Here is a 19,159-nt window from a genome sequence, read left to right on the forward strand (position 1 = left end):
GGGTGGGCGGAACGGGGTGGGCAGCGGGCCGGGCCGGGTCCGCGGTGGCTTCCGGCCTGGTCCTGCGGCGGCCTCGGGGCGGGTCGGCGAGGACGTCCGCACGGGGCGGTCCACGGCTCCGGCCGATGTGAGGAGGGTTGCGGAGGTGCGGACCGGACAGCCAGTCAGGAGTTCATGCTGTTACCGCTGATCACAGGATCGGCGGTGGGCGGTGAGGCGCTGCCCCGGCCGCTGGGGCCCGGTCCTGTCCTTGACCTGCAAGAGCGGCCGGAACTAGGGTTCCCACATGGTTTATCGGCGGACCGACTTCACCCTGGTCGGGATCGGCGGCTCCTGGCACCGCAGGTGCTTCGACGAGCTGTGTCCACTGCGCGACGCGCGCTGACCCTCCCGAGACCACACCCGCGGCCGGTCGGCGCCCTCCTCCTCACCCCGGGATCCGTCCCGCGCGCCCCGTCGGGCGCCGCCCCGGATCCCCGCCGTAGCGCCGTGCCCACCGGGCCGGCCCGCCATTTCCGAGGGGACCGCATCCGCGATGCCGCACCACACCGACCTGCCCTCCGTACCCGGAGGCCCGCGATGGCAGCACTGAGCAAGTTCTCCGCGCCGGCCGGCCACCGGGGCCGCCGCCACCCCGCCCGCCGACCGCAGCGCGGCGCCGCCCTCGGCGCCCCGGAGCAGTCCGCGGCCGCGGACGCCCCGGTCGACTCGCTGCACGCCGAGATCGACAACCCGCTCGACCTGATCGCCGGCCACCAGCTGCTGGCCGAACCGGCGCCGCCCGCCCGGACGACCGGCGGCTGCGCCTGCGGCCACCCGATGTGCGCGGCCGAGGACCGCCACCACCCCACCGCCACCCGGGTGTTCCTGGTCGAACGGCACCCGGTGGCCAGCGCCGGACTGCGCAGCGTGCTGGCCACCGTGCCGGGCCTGAGCGTGGTCGGGTCCACCGGGGACCCGGTGCGCGCGGTGGCCGCCGTGCACCGGGTCAGACCCGATGTGATCCTGCTCGGCCGGGGGGCCGGGCTCGGCGACGACCTGGCCGCCGTGGTCGCACTGCGCGGGCCGGACGGCGCACCCGGCGCCCGGGTCCTGCTGCTGCGCCGGGCCGAGTCCACCGCCGAGGCCAGCCGGATCCTGCTGGCCGGGGCCAGCGGCTGCTTCCCGCTCGACCTCGCCGAGGAGCGGATCATCGGCGCGGTCCAACTCGCCGCGGCCGGCGGGTCGGTGTTCCTGCCGGCGCCGCCGGCCGCCCGCACCCACCAGGCCGTTCCACCGCCGCATGCCGCCGAACCGCCGCCCCAGCAGGCCGGGTTGACCGGTCGGGAGCGCGAGGTGCTCGCCAAACTCGGGCTCGGCCTGAGCAATGCCGAGATCGGGCGCGAACTCGCCCTGGCCGAGGCCACCGTGAAGAAGCACCTGACCCAGGCCATGCGCAAGACCGGCCAGTCCGACCGGCTGCGCGCCGCCCTCTACGCCCACCGGCACGGCCTGGCGGGCTGACCGCCCGATCCGGGCGCGCCCCGACGAACCGCCCCGACGAACCGCTCCGACGAACCGCTCCGACGAACCGCCCCGAGGGCGGGTCCCGCCTTGTGCGGGGCCCGCCCTCACCCGTGTGCCGGACCGGTCGCCTCCGACCGGTCCGGGCGACCTTCGGAGCATCCCGACGGCGACCATCGGCGCCCCGGCCGGCTCCGTTCGGGGCTACTGGCGCCGTCACCCCGATCCGTAGCGTGGCGGCAGACGACAAGCGGTCCGAGCTGCACGTGAAGCCGAAGGGAGACGGCCCGATGGGTGATGTGACCGACGGAACCGGTGATCCGAACGGGCCGGAGGCCGGGGGGCTGACGGCCGTGCTGGCCGCGGCGGGCACCGGCGCCCGCCCCCGGCCCGAGACCCGGTCCCCGTACCGGGCGATGCCCGACGCCGACCGGTCCGCGCTGTGGCGCCGGCGGCTGCACGAGGCCGAGGCGGGCCTCACCCGCTACCTGGTCTCGCGGGGTGACGAACTGCACCTGACCGACTGGTTCGCCCTCCAGTCGGAGATCTTCGCCGACCTGCCGGGCCCGGGCGCCCCCGCCGCCGAGTGGCAGCGGGTGTTCTTCCGCGGCCAGGCGCTGATGGAGCGGTTCCTGGTGGCCCGGTACGGCGAGGAGGTGCTGGCGGCCTGGGCGCGCTCCAACGCCGAGGTGCACCGGGAGGTCGAACCGGACTACGGCCGGGGCGCCGCCGATCCGATCCACCGGATCGCCCGGCAGGCCGAACTGTACGGATCCGACTACGAGTTCGACGACGACCCGGCACCCTCCGCCGAACGGGCCGCGCTGACCATCACGCACTGCGCGATCTGGGACTACCGCGAGCAGGCCCGCCGCTCCGGTGTCCGGATCACGCTCGCCTCGCCGTGCACCTACTGCACCGAGGCGCTCTCCGCCAACATCCGGGCCAAGGGCCACCGCCCCTCCCACCGCCTGCACAACGGCCCGACCGGCCACGGCTGCCGCTGGGAGGCCTGCGCACCCGAGGCCGCCACCACCGACGAGTCCCGGGAGTCCTGAATGTGCGGAGTCACCGGTTGGATCGACTGGCACACCGACCTGCGCCACCAGGAGCGCGTGCTGCGGGAGATGACCGCCACCCTGCTCTGCCGCGGCCCCGACGCGGACGGCGTCTGGCTGTCCCGGCACGCCGCGATCGGCCACCGCCGGCTGTCCGTGATCGACCTGGACGGCGGCGCCCAGCCGCTGCCGGACCGCCCGTCCGGGCCGCCCGGCACGGTCCTCGGCTACAACGGCGAGCTGTACAACCACCGTGAGCTGCGGGCCGAGCTGGAGGCCCTGGGCCACGCGTTCCGGACCCGCTCCGACACCGAGGTGGTGCTCCGCGCCCACCTCCAGTGGGGCCGGGACGCGCCGACCCGGTTCAACGGCATCTTCGCGTACGCCCTCTGGGACGACCGGCGCGAGGAACTGCTGCTGGTCCGCGACCACCTGGGCATCAAACCGCTGTACTGGCACGCCCACCCGGGAGGGGTGCTGTTCGGCTCCGAGCCGAAGGCGGTGCTCGCCAACCCGCTGTTCCGCGCCGAGCTGGACGCCGAGGGCATCGCCGAACTGTTCGCCCTGCCGGCCGCGCCGAGCACCGGGCACGGGCTGTTCCGCGGCCTGCACGAGGTCCGCCCCGGCCACCTGGTCAGCGTCACCCGCGGCGCCACCCGCGAACTGCGGTACTGGCGGCTGGAGTCGGCCGAGCACCCGGACGACGAGGCGACCACCCGCGACACCGTCCGCGCCCTGCTCGCCGACGCGGTGGAGCGCCAGCTGATCAGCGACGTCCCGCTCTGCACCCTGCTCTCCGGCGGCGTGGACTCCAGCGCCGTCACCGCGCTGGCCGCCGCCGCCCGCGAACGGGCCGGCCAGGGCAAGATCTCCAGCTTCTCGGTGGACTTCCCCGGCAGCGCCGACCGCACCCCCGACGCCTGGCGCACCACCCTCGACGCCCCCTACGTGCAGGCCGCCGCCGACCACATCGGCACCCTGCACACCTCCGTGCTGGTGCCCGACGACGACCTGCTGGACGCCCGGGACGCCGTGCTGCGCGCCCGCGACCGGCCCGGCTGGGGCGAGATGGACGCCTCGCTGCACCTGCTCTTCCGCGAGGTGCGGCGGCGCTCCACGGTGGCGCTCTCCGGCGAGGCCGCCGACGAGATCTTCGGCGGCTACCCGTACTTCCACGACCCGGCGGCCCTCGCCGCGCCGACCTTCCCCTGGCTGCACGGCCGGACCACCCCGGCGGCGCTGCTGCGCCCCGAGGTGGCGGCCGAGGTCCGCCCCGAGGAGTACACGGCCGCCGCCTACCACCGCTCGATCGCCGAGGTGCCGCGGCTGGCCGGGGAGCCGGCCGAACAGGCCCGGATCCGCGAGGTGTTCCACCTGGCGCTGACGCGCTGGCTGCCCCCGCTGCTGGACCGGGTGGACCGGGTGTCGATGTCGGTGGGCCTGGAGGTGCGGGTGCCGTTCTGCGACCACCGCCTGGTGGAGTACCTGTGGAACGTCCCGTGGGCGCTGAAGGCACCGCAGGGGCGCTCCAAGGGCCTGCTGCGCGACGCCGTCCGGGACCTGCTGCCCCCGCAGGTGGCCGACCGGCCGAAGAGCGGCTACCCGTCCACCCCGGCCGTCCGCTACACCGAGGTGCTGACGGAACGGGCCCGGGAGCTGCTGGCCGACCCGAACGCGCCGGTGTTCGACCTGGTGGACCGGGAGGCCGTCCGCGGCCTGCTGGCCGCGGGCCGGCCGCTGCCCGGACCGCGGACCGCGCCGAACCCGGTCGGCGGGCTGGACCACCTCGTCCAGGTCGACGAGTGGCTGCGGGCGTACAAGGTGGGGCTGCGATGAGCGCCCCCGCCCGGAGCCCGCAGGCCGCCGCACCCACCGCACCTGCCGCGTCGGCCGGATCCGCCACCGAGGCCGCCTTCCGGGCCGCCGCCCGCGGCTGGAGCACCGGGGTCGCGGTCGTCACCACCCGGGCCGGGGACGAGGTCTTCGCCAAGACGGTGTCCTCGTTCTGCACCCTCTCCCTCGACCCGCTGCTGGTCACCGTCGCGGTCAGCCGGCACAGCCCGCTGGCGGCCGCGGTGCGCGGCTCCGGCCGGTTCGCCGTCTCCGTCCTGACGAGTCGTCAGATCGCGGTCGCCCGGCGCTTCGCCGCACCCGGCGCCGGCCGCGCACTCGGCGTGTTCACCGCCGTGCCGATGCGGCCCGAGACCACCGGCGCCCCCGTCCTGGAGGACGCCCTGGCCTGGTTCGACTGCCGGCTGCACGGCCTGCTGCCGGGCGGCGACCACACCATCCTGGTCGGCCGGGTCGCCGCCGCCGGCTCCGACATCGATACCGACAGCGGCACCGACGCCGAAGAGCCGCTGCTCTACCACGACGGCCAGTACCGGCTGCTGGCCCCCGCCCCCCTCACCTCGACAGGAGTCGGCACATGACCCTGCTGGAAACGGACCGCGGCCCGGGCACCCCCGGCGCCGCCCGCGGCCTGCTCACCGGCGACCGGTACCGGGCCGAACTCGACGACGGCCGCGAGCTGTACCTCGACGGCCGGCGGATCGACAACCCGGCCGAGCACCCCGCCTTCCGCCCGGCCGCCGACGAACTCGCCCGGCTGATCGACCTCCAGCACGACCCCGAGCACCACGAACTGCTCACCTGGAAGGACCCGGAGAGCGGTCTGCGGCTCGCCCGCGCCTATCAGCCGCCGCGCACCCTGGAGGACCTCCGGCTGCAGCGCCGCAGCGCCGAGTTCTGGCACGCCGAGGCGCTCGGCCAGCAGGGCCGCTCCCCTGCCTTCATGGCCTCGATCGCCGTCGGCGTCTACGACTTCCGCCACCGGCTGGCCGCCGCCGACCCGCGCTTCGGCGCCAACGCCGAGGCCTGGTACCGGCACTGCGCCACCAACGACCTGGTGCTCTCGCACGCCCTCGGCGATCCGCAGATCGACCGCTCCGCCGATCCGGTGGACGACCCGGACCTGGCCCTGCGGGTCCTGGAGGAGAACGAGCGCGGCATCGTGGTGCGCGGCGCCAAGCAGCTCACCACGCTCGCCCCGCTCGCCAACGAGGTGCTGGTCTACCTGTCGGCCTCGTTCACCCAGCGCCGCGGCGAGCAGTTCGTGGTCTGGTTCGCCCTGCCGCTGAACACCCCCGGCCTGGTCACGCTCGCCCGCGAGCCGCTCGGCAGCGCCCCCTGGGGCCACGCCCACCCGCTCGGCGCGCGCTTCGACGAGCAGGACGCGATGCTCTTCTTCGACGACGTGCTCGTCCCCTGGGACCGCGTCTTCCTGCTCCGCGACGGCGAGTTGGCCCGCACCGGACTCGGGCGGATCAACGCCTGGAGCGCGTACGTCGGCCACATCCGCTACCGCGAGCGGCTGCGCACCCTGCTGGCCACCGCCACCCTGGTCGCCGAGTCGATCGGCGTGGACGGCTTCCGCAACATCCAGGAGGACCTGGGCCGGCTCGCCGGGTACGCCGAGCTCACCGAGTACTTCCTCGACGCCGCCGAGGCCCGCGGCAGCGTCACCGACGGCGGCCTGTTCGCCCCCGGCGACACCGCCGCCTCCCGCGTCTGGTCCGCCGAGGTGGCCGGCAGCGCCGTCGAGATCGTCCGCCGGATCGGCGCGTCCGGCCTGCTGATCCAGCCCACCGCCGGCGACCTCGCCAACCCCCGGCTGCGCCCGCACCTCGACCGCTACATGCGCGGGCGCGGCATCGACGCCGAGCGCAAGTCCCGGCTGTTCCGGCTCGCCTGGGAGCTCACCGGGGACGGCTTCGGCCAGCGCCAGGACCTCTACGAGTACGTGCACCGCGGCGACCTCGCCCGCAACCGGATCAACCTCTACCGACGGTACGACCAGAGCGCCGCCCGACAGCGGCTGCTGGACCTCGTCGACCGACCCGCCGCCGACCACCCCACCACCACCCTTCCGGAGGCCCGACCGTGACCGCGTCCGCCGTCGAGATCCAGGCCCGCACCCTCGCCGGGTACGCCGACGCCAGCCGGCTGCGCCAGGTCCAGGACCGCGACTGGGTCCTCGACCAGCTCACCACCGCCCCGCAGACCCTGATCGACCTCGGCAGCGGCATCGGCCAGCTGCTCCAGGCGGCGCTGGAGCGCTTCCCCGAACTGCGGCTCGCCGTGGGCCTGGAGCGCTCCGAGCACCGGCTGGCCGAGGCGGCCGAGCGGCTGCGGCCGTACGGCGCGCGGGTCGCCCTGCACCAGGCCGACCTCACCGCGCCCGAGCCGCTGCCGCACCGGGCCGAGGTGATCACCCAGACCTCGGTACTGCACTGGCTCCACCCGGACGAGGAGCGGATCTTCGCCTGGGCCGCCGAACACCTCGCCCCCGGCGGCCGGTTCCTGCTCACCACCTACCACCCGGCCCGGGACGCGCACGGCCTCGGCGGCGAGGACGAACTGGTCCGCGACGCCCTGGTCGCCCTCGGCACCCCGCAGGACGCCGTCCCCGGCGTGTTCGAGCGCGGCGGGGTGCTGCCGATCGCCGTCCGCACCCGGACCGTCGACGACCTGGCCCGGGTGCTGGGCCCGCACCTCGCCGTCGACGGGCACCTGGAGCGCGACGCCGTGGTCACCGTCGAGAGCGCCGAGCAGTACGAGCACTTCCATGCCGCGACCTTCGGCGACTACTACAGCCGGCTCGTCCCGGCCGAGCGGCGGGCCGCGTTCTTCCGCGCCGTCGGCGAGAGCGCCTGGCGCCGACAGCGCGAGCGCGGCCACGTCAGCCACATGCCGGTCCGGCTCTGGCAGCTGACGCCCCGCTGACCGCGCGCCATTGTTAACACTGTGTGATGCCCGCCGGTTGGGACCTCTCCAGGGCCCCACCACCGGCGGGCACCGCCTACTCTGGAACAGCCCGCACCGCCTCCCGCCGAGGAGCACCACCGTGTCAACTCCCGCCGCCGGACAGGAACTCGGCGCCTTCCTGCGCGCCCACCGGGAACTCCTCAAGCCCGCCGACGTCGGCCTCACCGCCACCGCCCGGCGCCGCACCCCCGGCCTGCGCCGCGAGGAGGTCGCCTCGCTGTCCGGCGTCGGCCTGGCCTGGTACACCTGGCTGGAGCAGGGCCGGGTCACCGCCTCCCGGCAGGTCCTGGAGGCCGTCGCCCGGGCCCTGCGGCTGGACGCGGCCGGGCTGCGGCACGCCATGCGGCTCGCCGGGTACCACGAGCCGTCGCCGGCCGGCGGGGAGCAGGGTCCCGGCCGACTGGCCGAGGCCGTCCAGCCCGTCCTGGACTCCTGGCCGACCAGCCCGGCCGTGCTGCTCGACCGGTACTTCGACCTGCTGGGCTGGAACCCCGCCTGGGCCGCGCTCTGGGGCGCGCCCGAGGCCGTCCCCGCCGACCGGCGCAACCTGATGTGGCTGATGGCCGCCGACAACCGGCTGCGCGCCGTGCTGCACGACTGGGAGCCGCTCGCGATGAACGTCTTCCAGCACTTCCGCGCGCAGGCCGGGCCCGCCCTGGGCGACTCCCGCACCGGCGAGGTCTACCGCCGCCTGGACGCCGACGCGCCGGAGCTCCGCCACTGGTGGGGCTGCCACTCGGTGGCGGAGCTGACCGCCCGGACCGTCACCGTCGAACCGGCCGGGATCGGCCCGGTCCGGCTCGCGCTGTCCTCGTTCCACCCGGTCGACGACCCGTCGGCGCTGGTGCTGCTGTTCACTCCGGCGGGCGCCGCCGACCGGGCCCGGATGACCGACCTGGTGGCGCACCCGCTGCGCGCCGTCGCCGGCGGCCCGGCGGAGGACCGCCGGGCCGGCTGAAGCCTCGCTGGCTCCGTCAGGCGTTCTCGGGCACGTCAGGCGGCGGCCCGGCGCAGGCGGAGGTTGACCGCCAGGCCGCCGAGCGCGGCGAGCAGCGCCAGCCCCCCGCCGACCAGCAGGGTGCCGTCCGCCACGTCGTCGAACGCGCCCACCGCCCAGGCGCCCAGGCCGGTGCCCGCGTACATCGTCGAGGTCAGCCAGGCGCTGGAGGTGGCGCGCAGCTCGGGGGCGAGGGTGCCGGCCAGCGTCTGCTGGTCCGTCACGAAGCTCCCGGAGGCCAGGAACCAGACCACCACCCCCGCGAGCGCGACCACCAGGACCGGGCCCTGCGCGAAGACCGCGATGCCGACCGCCAGCAGCACGCCCCAGAGCGGCAGCAGCGGCAGGTCGCTGCGCCCGGCCGCCCGCGCGCGGTCGCCGAGCCGGCCGCCCAGCAGAGAGCCCGCCACGCTGCCCGCGCCGACCAGCACGCCCACCAGGCCGAGCGCCTCCACCGACAGGTCGAAGCGCTGGACGAGCACCGCGCCGAGGAAGGTGTACCCGCCCAGGTTCGCCGCGTGGAAGACGGTGTTCACCAGCAGGGCCCGGCGCAGCGCCGGATCGCCCCAGCCGGCCAGGACCGCCCGGACCGCCCCCACCTGCGGGCCGGCCGGCGCGGTGCTCCCCTTCACCTGGCGCAGCAGCAGCGGGACGGCCGCCGCGGTGCCGACGGCCAGCGCCCAGAACGCCGAGCGCCAGCCGGCCAGCCCGGCCAGGAAGCCGCCCAGCGGCACGCCGATCACCTGGCCGGAGGAGAACAGCGCCATGCCCAGGCCGAGGGCCCGGCCGCGGACCGCGTCCGGCGCGGTCTCCGCGATGTGCGCCCAGATCGCCGGGCCGGCCGCGGCCGCGGCCAGTCCGGCCACCGCGCGGGAGAGCACCAGCAGGGTCAGGCCGGTGGAGAGCGCGGCGGCCGCGTTCGACGCCACGAAGAGCAGGGTGCCGGCCAGCAGGGTGCGGCGGCGCCCGAAGCGGTCGCTCAGCAGGCCGAGGAAGGGCGCGGAGACCGCGTACACCAGGACGTAGGCGGTGACGCTGGCCGCGGCGGCCGACTCGCTCGTGCGGATCGACTCGGCGATGGTCGGGAGCAGCGGCGACACCAGGAAGGTCTCGGTGCCGAACAGGAACAGCAGCACGAACACCCCGGCGTAGCGCCACCGGTCGAAGCCCGGGGCGGGGTCGGCTGCGGGTGCGGGTGCGGCTGCCGACGGTTCCTCGGCCACCGCCGGCCCGGTCCTCGTCCGCTCGGGCAGGGGCGGGTCGGAGATGCTGCTCACAGCGATCACCACCTTGTCGTTCGGGCGCGGCCGCGCCCTCGGACGACGGGCGGATGGCGGCCGCGGCGGGTGGCAGGGCGTCCGATGCCGCCATCGTCGGGTCGGCCGGGGCGGGCAGCCAGACAGGCGATCATCCTGTGACCCCTGCTCACAGGCTCCACCGCCGGGTTCTGCGGGTGGGCTCAGCGGGTGAGTTCGGCCAGTCGGCGGGTGGTGGCGGTGACGCCCGGGTGCCGGGTCGGGTGGGCGGCCAACCGGCCGCGCAGACCGCGCAGTTCATGGCGGACCAGGGCGGGGAGCGCGGCTTCGTCGGCGTCGGTCCGGGCGTCGGCCAGGAGCGGGTCGAGAAGTTCGACGGCGGCCTGCGGGTCGTGGGCGCAGAGGTGGCAGTCGGCGATGCGGATGGTGAACAGCAATCTGGAGCTGGGGAGTTGGTTTGGCGCCAGGAGTCGTAACGCGGTGTAGGCGGCCTCGGCGGCGCGCAGCGCGAGCCGGGGGTCGCCGACCGTCGCGGCGGCGTCCCGCAGGGCGGCCGCGGCGCCGGCCTCGACCCGCAGGCGCATCGAGGCGATGGAGAGCCAGGGCGCGTCGAACTCGTCCCCCGCGCCGATGTGGTCGAGGTGCAGCCGGGCGCGGCCGATGTGCCGGACGGTCTCGCGGACGTCGCCGGCCAGGCCGTGCGCGCGGGCCTGGGAGACCTGCGCCATCGCGCCCGCCCAGTGTGTGCCGGGGGCGGCGCGACCGATCTCGCGGGCGTAGCCGAGGGCCGAGGCGGCGTCGCCCTCCAGCCGGGCGAGGGTGCTCATGTCGCTGAGCGCGGCGACCTGGGTGCCCGGGTCGTCGGCGAGTTCGGACCAGGTGAGCGCCCGGTCGAAGCAGGCCATCGCGGTGGCGTTGCGACCGGTCTGCATCCGCAGGCCCCCGGCGGCGTGGGCGTACTCGGCGGCGAGCCGGGCGAGCGGGCGGCGGGCGCGGGCGTCCGCGGTCAGCGCGAGCCGCCGCAGGATGGCCCGCAGGGTGTGCTCGACGGTGGGCAGCCCCGGGCGCAGGCTCTCCTCGCCGGCCCGCAGGTGGACGGCGAGGAGGCCGGTGAGGGCGTGCGCGGTGTCGGCGTCCAGGGGCGGCGGGCCGGCCGGGCGGGCGGCGCAGAAGGCGGCGTGCAGGCCGGCGATGTCGGCGGGCGAGGGGACGGCGCACCCGGCGGCGCCGTGCAGCGGGCAGAGCAGCCCGTAGTCGGGGAGGCGGGCGGGCAGCAGGGCGGCGAGCGGCGGCAGCGGTGCGAGGCCCTCGTCGGGGGCGGGGCCGCCGGGCAGCGGCGGGCGGGCGAGTCCGGTGGGGGCGGGCGGGCGGCCGTCCTCGTCCTGCTCCTCGGCCCGGCGGCAGGCGGTGAGCAGGTCGCCGTCGGCCGCGAGCAGTTCGTCGAACCGGGCGGCCAGCCGCGGGCCGGCCCGGCGGGTGCCGTGCTCGAACCTGCTGATGGCGGTGTGGTCGTAGCCGACGGCGGCGCCGAGCTGGGCCTGGGTGAAGCCCGCGCGGCGGCGCCAGTGGCGCAGCCGGGTGCCGAAGGTCCGCCAGGCGTCGGCGGAGGCGGGCCCGGGCGGGGCGTCGGTGGGCGCGTCGGCGCGGTTGCGGTTGCGGTGCACGGGCAACCCTCCCCGATCCCCTCGGTCTCCCCCCGTCGGCGGGCCTTCGGGTGGGCCGCCGCTGTCTGGACGGTACTCGACGCGGACCCGGTCCGTACATGAGGTGGTCTCAACCAATTTTCGGACCGGCCGCTCGTCGGAGCGCCGGGTTTGACAGAACTTGCCGAAGCCGCCGTCACCAAGACCAAGGCGTTGACCGGGGCATGACGGCGTGTGAGGGTTCCGGCACCCGAGCGCGGACACACCCCCCGCACGGCCGTCCGCCGGGCGGCCCCGTAGAGAGCGCCACAAGCGCGACGTCCGCGGTCGAGGACCCCCACCTCCGAGGAGCCTCGATGCAACGCAAGATAACCAAGGGCAGATTGCTGACGGCCGGAACGACCCTGACCGTCCTGGCCGGTCTGCTCGCCACCACCACCGGCGGGGCGGCCACCGCCGCGCCACTCCCGTCACCGGCCCCGCCGAGCGCACTGGCCGCCGCCGTCTCCGCCGCCGACCAGGCGACCGCCGCCGGTCTGGACGCCCTCGCCAAGGGCCCGGACGAGAGCTACGAGCGGCAGACGGTGACCCCGTGGATCGACGGGATCTACTCGGTCGCCTACGAGCGCAGCTACCGCGGTCTGCCGGTGGTCGGCGGCGACGCCGTCGTGCTGGCCGACGGCCAGGGCCGGATCCGCGGCCTCCAGTCCGCCTCCACCGGACCGATCGGCGTCTCCACCAAGGCCACCGTCAGCGCCGCCCAGGCCGAGAAGACCTCCCGCGCCAAGCTGGCCGCCGTCACCGGCGTCGACAGCCGCCGCCTGGTGGTCCGGGTCAAGGACGGCACCAGCCGGCTCGCCTGGGAGACCGTGCTGAACGGCCGCACCGACAGCGCGCCCAGCCGGCTGCACGTCTTCGTGGACGCCCGCACCGGCGAGGTCGTCGACAGCTACGACGACGTCCAGGCCGGCACCGCCAACAGCAAGTGGAACGGACCCGCCCCGGTCACCATCAGCACCACGGCCTCCGGCGGCTCGTACTCGCTGCGCGACCCCAACCGGCCCGGGCTCACCTGTGCCGACTACAGCAGCGGCCAGGTGTTCTCCAAGTCCTCGGACTCCTGGGGCACCGGCAACCCGACCAGCAAGGAGACCGGCTGCGCCGACGTGATGTTCGCGGCGCAGAAGGAATGGGACATGCTCCGCGACTGGCTGGGCCGCAACGGGCACAACGGCAACGGCGGCAGCTGGCCGGTCAAGGTCGGTCTGAACGACGTCAACGCCTACTGGGACGGCACGTCCGTCTCGATCGGCCACAACAACGCCAACGAGTGGATCGCCTCGATCGACGTCGTCGGCCACGAGTTCGGCCACGGCATCGACCAGTACACGCCCGGCGGCGCCAACAACGAGAACGGCCTCGGCGAGGGCACCGGCGACATCTTCGGCGCGCTCACCGAGGCGTACGCCAACGAGCCGGCCCCGTACGACAACCCCGACTACCTCGTCGGCGAGATGATCAACCTGGTCGGCAGCGGCCCGATCCGCAACATGTACAACCCCTCGCTGGTGAGCAACAACCCCAACTGCTACTCCTCCTCGATCCCGAGCACCGAGGTGCACGCCGCGGCGGGCCCGCTGAACCACTGGTTCTACCTGCTCGCCGAGGGTTCCGCCCCGGGCGGCGGCAAGCCCTCCAGCCCGACCTGCAACAACTCCACGGTCACCGGTGTGGGCATCAAGGACGCCGGGCGGATCTTCTACGGCGGCATGCTGCTGAAGACCAGCGGCATGACCTACAAGAAGTACCGGGTCACCACCCTGACCGCCGCCAAGAGCATCGACACCAGCTGCACCGCCTTCAACCGCACCAAGGCGGCCTGGGACGCGATCAGCGTGCCCGCGCAGAGCGGTGAGCCCACCTGCACGCCGCAGGGCGGCAACGACTTCTCGCTGTCGCTCCTGCCGGGCTCCGGTTCGGTCCAGCCCGGCGCCTCGACCACCGCGACGGTCAACACCGCCGTGGTGTCCGGCTCCGCACAGACCGTCAACCTGAGCGCCTCCGGTGCGCCGAGCGGCGCCACCGTCACCTTCAACCCGTCCTCGGTGCAGGCCGGTTCGTCCTCGACGCTGACGGTGTCGACCTCCGCCACGACGGCCCCCGGCACCTACCCGATCACCGTCACCGCCGCCGGCACGATCACCCACACCGCGCAGTACACGCTGACGGTGAACGGCGGCACCCCGGGCGGCACCCCGCCCGACATCGACGTGGCCAAGGTGCAGGCGCACCTGACCCAGCTGAACACCATCGCCTCGCAGAACGGCGGAAACCGCCGGGCCGGCAGCGCCGGGCACTCACAGTCCGTCGCGTACATCAAGGCCAAGCTGCAGGCGGCCGGCTACACCGTCTCCGAGCAGACCTGCACCTCCTGCACCTACTCCTCCAACAACCTGGTCGCCGACTGGCCGGGCGGCCCCGCCGACCAGGTCACGATGTTCGGCGCCCACCTGGACAGCGTCGCCGCCGGTCCCGGCATCAACGACAACGGCTCCGGCTCGGCCGTCCTGCTGGAGACCGCCCTGGTGCTGGCGCAGCAGAACCCCAACCTGACCCGGCACGTCCGGTTCGCCTGGTGGACCGGTGAGGAGCAGGGCCTCCAGGGCTCCCAGTACTACGTCGGCCAGCTGGGCTCCACGCAGCGCTCCGCCATCAAGGCCTACTACAACTTCGACATGGTCGGCTCGCCCAACGCCGGCTACTTCATCAACAACATCAACTCCGCCGCCGCCGCGCCGATGAAGGCGTACTGGGACTCGCTGAGCCTGCAGCCGGAGGAGAACGTGGAGGGCCAGGGCCGCTCCGACGACTACTCCTTCCAGCAGGGCGGCATCCCCACCTCCGGGTACGCGGCGGGCGCCAGCGACACCAAGTCCTCGACGCAGGCCGCGAAGTGGGGCGGTACGGCCAACCGGGCGTACGACTCCTGCTACCACCAGTCCTGCGACACCACCGCCAACATCAGCAGCATCGCGCTGGACCGCAGCGCCGACGGCGTCGCGTACACCCTGTGGAAGACCTCGGTCGGCGGCGGCACCACGCCGACCGACGACTACGCCCTCGCGGTGAGCCCCGCGACCGGCAACGCCCTCCCCGGCGGCACCACCACCGCGACGGTCAACACCTCCGTCGTCTCCGGCAGTTCGAAGACGGTGAACCTCACCGCCTCCGGCGCGCCGAGCGGCACCACCGTCTCCTTCAACCCGTCCTCGGTGCAGGCCGGTTCGTCCTCGACGCTGACGGTGTCGGTCGGCTCCTCGACCGCCCCCGGCACGTACACCATCACGGTGACCGGGACCGGAAGCGCCACCCACAGCACCTCCTACACGCTGGTCGTCGGCACCGACCCGGGCAACCCGGGCGGCACCTGGGCGGCCGGGACGGTCTACAAGGCGGGTGACACCGTCACCTACAACGGGGTGAGCTACCGCTGCATCCAGGGCCACCAGGCCCAGGTCGGCTGGGAGCCGCCGATCGTCCCCGCCCTCTGGCAGCGCCTCTGACCCGTCTGATGGGACCAGGGTGTGCCGCGGCCCGTTGAGGGGCGAGCCGCGGCACAGCCGTTGAAGGCGGCCCGGCCCGGGGGCTTCGGGCCGGGCCGTCGGCGCGCCCGCGGCTGGTCACCGGCGACTGATCAGCGCTGTGCGACCACCGCCGGGTGGTCAACGCTTCGTGATCACCGCTTCGTGATCACCGCGGGGACCGGGCCGTCGGGGCGGACGGTGAAGTCGAAGACCGGGCCCGGCGGGACGGCCCGCAGCCGGGGCAGGTACGCGGGCAGCAGCCGCTCCAGCAGGGCGGTCGTCTCCCGCACGGCGAACTGCAGGCCGAGGCAGGCGCGGGCGCCGATCCCGAACGGGAGATAGCCGCCCGGGTGCGCGGGCCGCCGGCCCGGGGCGGTGAAGCGCCCGGGGTCGAAGCGGTCGGGCTCCGGCCACAACCGCCCGTCCCGGTGGGTCAGATAGGGAGACACCAGCACGTCGGTGCCCGCCTCGACCCGGTAGCCGGTGATCAGGTCGCCCTCGACGGCGTGCCGCGGGAGCAGCCAGGCGACGGGGTAGAGCCGGAGGGTCTCGCTGACCAGGGCCTGGATCGCGGCCCGCCGCTCGGGCGACTCGGGCCCGCCGGCGGCCAACGCCCCTTCCAGGGCCTCGGGGTGGCGGTCCAGGAAGAGGTACAGCCAGGTCAGCGTGGTGGCCGTGGTCTCGTGGCCGGCCACCATCAGGGTGACCAGCTCGTCCCGGATCAGCCGGTCGGTGTACTCGGCGCGGTCGGCGGCGGCGTCGAGCAGGACGTGCAGCAGGCCCGGGCCGTGCGGTCCGGGGCCGCCGGTGCGGGCGGCGTCGATCGCCCGGAGTGCGACGGCGTCGATCCGGGCGAGCTCCTCGGCCACCGCGGCCTGGGCGTCGACGGCGTCGGCGGGCAGCACCGGCAGGGCGGTCACCACCCGCCCGATGGTGGCGAGTTCGTCGGCCGACCGGTCGTCGAGGGGGTGGCCGGTGAGGGCGCGCCAGATGGTGTCCAGGGCGAAGTGCCGCATTTCGGCGGCGAGGTCGACCTCCTGCCCGGTCCGGGCGTACCCCGCCCAGCGATCGGCGCAGCGGTCCGCGGCCAGGTCGATCCGCTGCTCGAAGCGGCGCATGCCGGGGCCGGTGAACTGGCTCTGCAGCAGCTTCCGCTGGCTCTTCCAGGCGTCCCCCGAGGCGGACAGCACGCCGTCGCCGACCAGGATCCGGGCGCGGTGCGAGCGCTTGACGTAGCGGTCCGGGTGCCGGGCCAGGACGTGCTGGACCGCCTCCGGGCCGGTGACCAGGACGGTCGGCTGCGGGCCCAGCCGGACGGCGGCGACCGGGCCGAGCCGCTGGACCAGGCGCAGCAGGTCGACCATCCCGCCGCCCTCGGCGCGCCAGCGGTCCACGTCGGCGGCCGGCAGCTCCGGCGGGGGCGGACCGCCGGCACCGGGCGGCTGCGGGACGGACGGGGCGGTGGGCGGGGTGTGGGTGGCCACGGGCTACTCCTGCGCGACGCCGAGAGCGGGTGGCTCCGACCGGGCCCGGGGTGCGCACCCGCACCCCGCGCCGCCTGACGGAGCGTCAAGGACGCTGCGCATGCTACCCGCAACCCTGCGCACCCGGCCGGGGCCTAGGCGGGGTCGGGGACCGGATCCTCCTCCGACCGGACATCCGCCGCTTCGGGGCTCGGGCGGCGGGTGCGCTCCGCCCAGGCGGCCACCGGCGGGCCCGCCGCGCCCAGCGCCGCGAAGAACACGCCGAGCAGCAGCCAGCCCGCGTGTCCGAGTCCGAGCACCGCCGTGGTGAGGACCAGCGGAGCGAGCGCCTGCCCGGCGGCGAAGGCGATGCCGAAGAAGCCCTGGTACTGCCCCTGGGCGTGGTCGGGGGCGAGACCGTACCCGAGCGCGAACCCGCCCGAGGACTCCCACACCTCGCCGAGGCTGTGCACGCAGATGGCGAGGATGGCGAGCCCCGGCGCGACCCAGGCCGGAACGTCCGCGGTCAGCGCCATCAGGGGGCAGCTGACCAGGAAGAGCAGCCCGGCGAGGCGGAACGCCCGGCCGCCCTGGCTCGGCGTCTCCACCCGGGAGCCGATCCTGCTCTGGAGCAGCACGCACACCCCGCTGTTGACCGCGTAGACCACCGCCACCGTCCAGCGCGGCGCGTCGGTGTGGGCGGAGAGCCAGATCGGCAGGAGCAGGGAGACGGTCTGGTACTGCAGGCCCATGGCGCCGTAGATCGCGGCGAACAACGTGTACGGCCGGTCGGACAGCACGGCCCAGCGGTGGTGCTCCTCGGGCCGGGGCAGGGGCCGGTAGTTCGGCACCCAGAGCAGCGCGATCAGGCCGGCGCAGGCGAAGCTGGCGGCGTTGGCGAGGATCAGCACGGTGTACGCCCAGCGGGTGTCGGCCGAGACGGCGAAGGCGGCGCCGACGGTGCCCAGCACCACACCGAGGTTGACGAACGTGCGCAGCCTCGCCCTGAAGGCGGCCGGGCGCTCACCGCCGGTCCGCGCGACGATCGCACCGCCCGCGGCGCCGCCCGCCGTCGCCGCCAGCCGGTCCAGGGTGGCGATCAGCGTGAACGTGACCCAGTCGTGGATCAGGACGAAGGAGGCCATCGTCGCGGCCTGCAGCGCGACGGCCGTCAGCCAGACCGTGCGCGGCCCGTACCGGTCGGCCAGGTTCCCGGCCGGGATCCCGGCCAGCAGCCCGACCAGCCCGGCGACCGTCAGGCCGACCCCGACCCGGGTGGCGGGCAGGTGCACCACCAGCGTGAAGTAGAGCACCGAAGCGGTGTTGAACAGCCCGTTGCCCACCCGGCTGACGAAGCTCGCGGCGATGAGGGCACGCTGCGGACCGCTCTGCGTCGGCACGTCGTTCGTCTGTAACCCGGAGCTTTTCCTGATCATGCCAAACAGGCTAGCAACGCCCCTCGGCCGGTCAGCCGCCGGGCGGGACGGGGACCCAGCCCGTGCGCTCGTCCTGGTAGAAGTAGCTCGGCGCGCCCTTCAGACCCGCGGTCCGGAACGGGCGGCCGTGGTCGTCGACCTTCAGCGTCCCCTGGCGGTCGCCGCTGCTCCACAGCACGTCCAGGTACCAGCTGACGTCCTGTGCGGCGGTGCCGGCGTCGATGTTCAGCACCTGCGGATCGGTGGCCGAGACCTGGTAGGGGAAGTCCGAGGTACGGGACTTCGCGGCGCCCTCCGCCCCCGCGACGGGTACCGGGCGGGGGGCCGAGGCGTCGAGGTCCACCGAGAAGGCCGCCGGGGTGAGGCCGCCGCCGCAGCCCGAGCCCATGAGGTAGGCGTTCCCCTTGGGCGCGGGCCCGGCGCTCACCACGTGCACGTAGAGGGCGTGCAGGACGACCGGCTTCGCGTTCGCGCCCTGCGCGGTCAGCTGCAGCCGCAGATGCCCTCCGGGGAGGGCGTGCTGGGCGGCCGCCCAGCTGTCCGTCCGCTGGGTGGCCGGCGGCGCGGGCACCGCGCCCGGGGCCTTGGCCGACAGGAACCACTGGTCGCAGGTGCTGCCCCAGTTGTCCGTCAGGACGTTCACGTGGAAGGGCGGCGGCTCGGCGTCGGCGCCCGCGGCCGGGGTGGTGGACGTGGACGCGGGCGCGGGTGCCGACGCCGCCGGGGACGTCGGGGCGGCCGAGGCCATCGGGGCGGTACCGCCCGTCCCCGAGGGCTGCGGAGCCGCGAGCGGGGTCGGGGGCGGGGCGGCGGCCGGGGTCGGGTCGCCCAGCCCGAGGAACGGGATCGCCGAGGCGAGGACGACCACGGCCGCCGCACTCAGCAGGACCCGGGGGTACGGCAGCCGCCGCCGACGGCGCTCGGGGCCGGCCTGCCCGACCTGAGCCACCGGCTCCAGCTGGTCCACCTGGCCCGGTTCGGGCACCGGCTGCGGTTCGGGCGCCGGCTCCGCCGCACCGGCCCGGGCCGCCGCCGCCCCGCCCGGCTCCCTGCGCCGGGCCGCGTCCGCCAGGATCCAGCGCCGGTGCAGCTCGACGAGCTCGTCGGCGCCCGCCCCGCAGACCCGGGCGAGCCGCTCCACCGGCGCGTAGTCGGTGGGCACCGCGGCCCCGTTGCAGTAGCGGTGCAGGGTGGAGGTGCTGACGTGCAACCGGGCGGCGAGCGTCCCGTAGCTGCGGCCCGAACGGTCCTTCAGCTCACGCAGCATCGCCGCGAACTCGTCGGTCTCCGCACCCATGGCCAGCATCCCCTCGTCCCGCTCCGGCGTTCGAGACCTCGCCGAAACCGCAGCTCAGCGTACCGCCGACCGGTCCGGCGCCCCGAACCGCCCGG

General features: G+C 75.3%; 13 protein-coding genes. 8 read left to right on the forward strand and 5 right to left on the reverse strand.

Annotated features, from left to right (window positions below; all coding sequences use genetic code 11):
• The first annotated feature begins 579 nt into the window (after positions 1-579).
• From ACIGZJ_RS12795 to ACIGZJ_RS12825, 7 genes are all read left to right on the forward strand, one after another.
• The gene (locus tag ACIGZJ_RS12795) at positions 580-1,503 is read left to right on the forward strand and encodes a LuxR C-terminal-related transcriptional regulator (protein WP_396457199.1); all 924 of its coding nucleotides are present in this window, start codon (positions 580-582) and stop codon (positions 1,501-1,503) included.
• A 290-nt stretch (positions 1,504-1,793) separates the two neighbouring features.
• Positions 1,794-2,561: a hypothetical protein gene (locus ACIGZJ_RS12800; RefSeq protein ID WP_396457200.1), complete on the forward strand. Its 768-nt coding sequence runs from the start codon at positions 1,794-1,796 to the stop codon at positions 2,559-2,561.
• A complete protein-coding gene (asnB, locus tag ACIGZJ_RS12805; RefSeq protein ID WP_396457201.1) occupies positions 2,562-4,397 on the forward strand; it encodes an asparagine synthase (glutamine-hydrolyzing) in 1,836 nt (611 codons plus the stop codon). It begins immediately after the preceding gene.
• A complete protein-coding gene (locus tag ACIGZJ_RS12810; RefSeq protein ID WP_396457202.1) occupies positions 4,394-4,993 on the forward strand; it encodes a flavin reductase family protein in 600 nt (199 codons plus the stop codon). The genes asnB and ACIGZJ_RS12810 overlap by 4 nt, the downstream gene beginning before the upstream one ends.
• Positions 4,990-6,507 (forward strand): 4-hydroxyphenylacetate 3-hydroxylase family protein, encoded by a 1,518-nt coding sequence (locus ACIGZJ_RS12815; RefSeq protein ID WP_396457203.1) that lies wholly within the window; start codon positions 4,990-4,992, stop codon positions 6,505-6,507. Before ACIGZJ_RS12810 ends, ACIGZJ_RS12815 begins: the two co-directional genes overlap by 4 nt.
• The gene (locus ACIGZJ_RS12820) at positions 6,504-7,346 is read left to right on the forward strand and encodes a class I SAM-dependent methyltransferase (protein ID WP_396457204.1); all 843 of its coding nucleotides are present in this window, start codon (positions 6,504-6,506) and stop codon (positions 7,344-7,346) included. The genes ACIGZJ_RS12815 and ACIGZJ_RS12820 overlap by 4 nt, the downstream gene beginning before the upstream one ends.
• A gap of 121 nt (positions 7,347-7,467) precedes the next feature.
• Positions 7,468-8,346, forward strand: a complete 879-nt coding sequence (locus ACIGZJ_RS12825; protein WP_396457205.1) for a helix-turn-helix domain-containing protein — start codon at positions 7,468-7,470, stop codon at positions 8,344-8,346.
• Between the two features lie 35 nt (positions 8,347-8,381).
• Here the strand turns inward: ACIGZJ_RS12825 and ACIGZJ_RS12830 are convergent, their stop codons facing one another.
• Entirely contained in the window at positions 8,382-9,662 is a 1,281-nt protein-coding gene (locus ACIGZJ_RS12830) for an MFS transporter (RefSeq protein ID WP_396457206.1), read from the reverse strand.
• 182 nt (positions 9,663-9,844) lie between these two features.
• On the reverse strand, positions 9,845-11,305 hold the full coding sequence (locus tag ACIGZJ_RS12835; RefSeq protein ID WP_396457207.1) for a helix-turn-helix domain-containing protein: 1,461 nt from the start codon (positions 11,303-11,305) through the stop codon (positions 9,845-9,847).
• A 335-nt stretch (positions 11,306-11,640) separates the two neighbouring features.
• On the opposite strand from ACIGZJ_RS12835, the gene ACIGZJ_RS12840 reads away from it, so the two are divergent.
• On the forward strand, positions 11,641-14,847 hold the full coding sequence (locus ACIGZJ_RS12840; protein ID WP_396457208.1) for a M28 family peptidase: 3,207 nt from the start codon (positions 11,641-11,643) through the stop codon (positions 14,845-14,847).
• 173 nt (positions 14,848-15,020) lie between these two features.
• On the opposite strand, the gene ACIGZJ_RS12845 is transcribed toward ACIGZJ_RS12840, so the two are convergent.
• The 3 genes from ACIGZJ_RS12845 to ACIGZJ_RS12855 all read right to left on the reverse strand — a co-directional run bounded on the left by ACIGZJ_RS12845 (position 15,021) and on the right by ACIGZJ_RS12855 (position 19,064).
• Positions 15,021-16,352 (reverse strand): cytochrome P450, encoded by a 1,332-nt coding sequence (locus ACIGZJ_RS12845; RefSeq protein ID WP_396457209.1) that lies wholly within the window; start codon positions 16,350-16,352, stop codon positions 15,021-15,023.
• 134 nt (positions 16,353-16,486) lie between these two features.
• Positions 16,487-17,767 carry an MFS transporter gene (locus ACIGZJ_RS12850; RefSeq protein ID WP_396457210.1) on the reverse strand — a complete coding sequence of 427 codons (1,281 nt, stop codon included), beginning with the start codon at positions 17,765-17,767 and terminating at the stop codon, positions 16,487-16,489.
• Between the two features lie 31 nt (positions 17,768-17,798).
• On the reverse strand, positions 17,799-19,064 hold the full coding sequence (locus ACIGZJ_RS12855; protein ID WP_396457211.1) for a helix-turn-helix domain-containing protein: 1,266 nt from the start codon (positions 19,062-19,064) through the stop codon (positions 17,799-17,801).
• Positions 19,065-19,159: the final 95 nt, after the last annotated feature.

Source organism: Kitasatospora sp. NPDC052868 (assembly GCF_044547105.1).
GTDB lineage: Bacteria > Actinomycetota > Actinomycetes > Streptomycetales > Streptomycetaceae > Kitasatospora.

Coding starts and splice junctions, on each gene's coding strand:
- ACIGZJ_RS12795 (WP_396457199.1), top strand. CDS start 580: ATGGCAGCACTGAGCAAGTTCTCCGCGCCGGCCGGCCACCGGGGCCGC.
- ACIGZJ_RS12800 (WP_396457200.1), top strand. CDS start 1,794: ATGGGTGATGTGACCGACGGAACCGGTGATCCGAACGGGCCGGAGGCC.
- asnB (WP_396457201.1), top strand. CDS start 2,562: ATGTGCGGAGTCACCGGTTGGATCGACTGGCACACCGACCTGCGCCAC.
- ACIGZJ_RS12810 (WP_396457202.1), top strand. CDS start 4,394: ATGAGCGCCCCCGCCCGGAGCCCGCAGGCCGCCGCACCCACCGCACCT.
- ACIGZJ_RS12815 (WP_396457203.1), top strand. CDS start 4,990: ATGACCCTGCTGGAAACGGACCGCGGCCCGGGCACCCCCGGCGCCGCC.
- ACIGZJ_RS12840 (WP_396457208.1), top strand. CDS start 11,641: ATGCAACGCAAGATAACCAAGGGCAGATTGCTGACGGCCGGAACGACC.
- ACIGZJ_RS12850 (WP_396457210.1), bottom strand. CDS start 17,767: ATGATCAGGAAAAGCTCCGGGTTACAGACGAACGACGTGCCGACGCAG.
- ACIGZJ_RS12855 (WP_396457211.1), bottom strand. CDS start 19,064: ATGGGTGCGGAGACCGACGAGTTCGCGGCGATGCTGCGTGAGCTGAAG.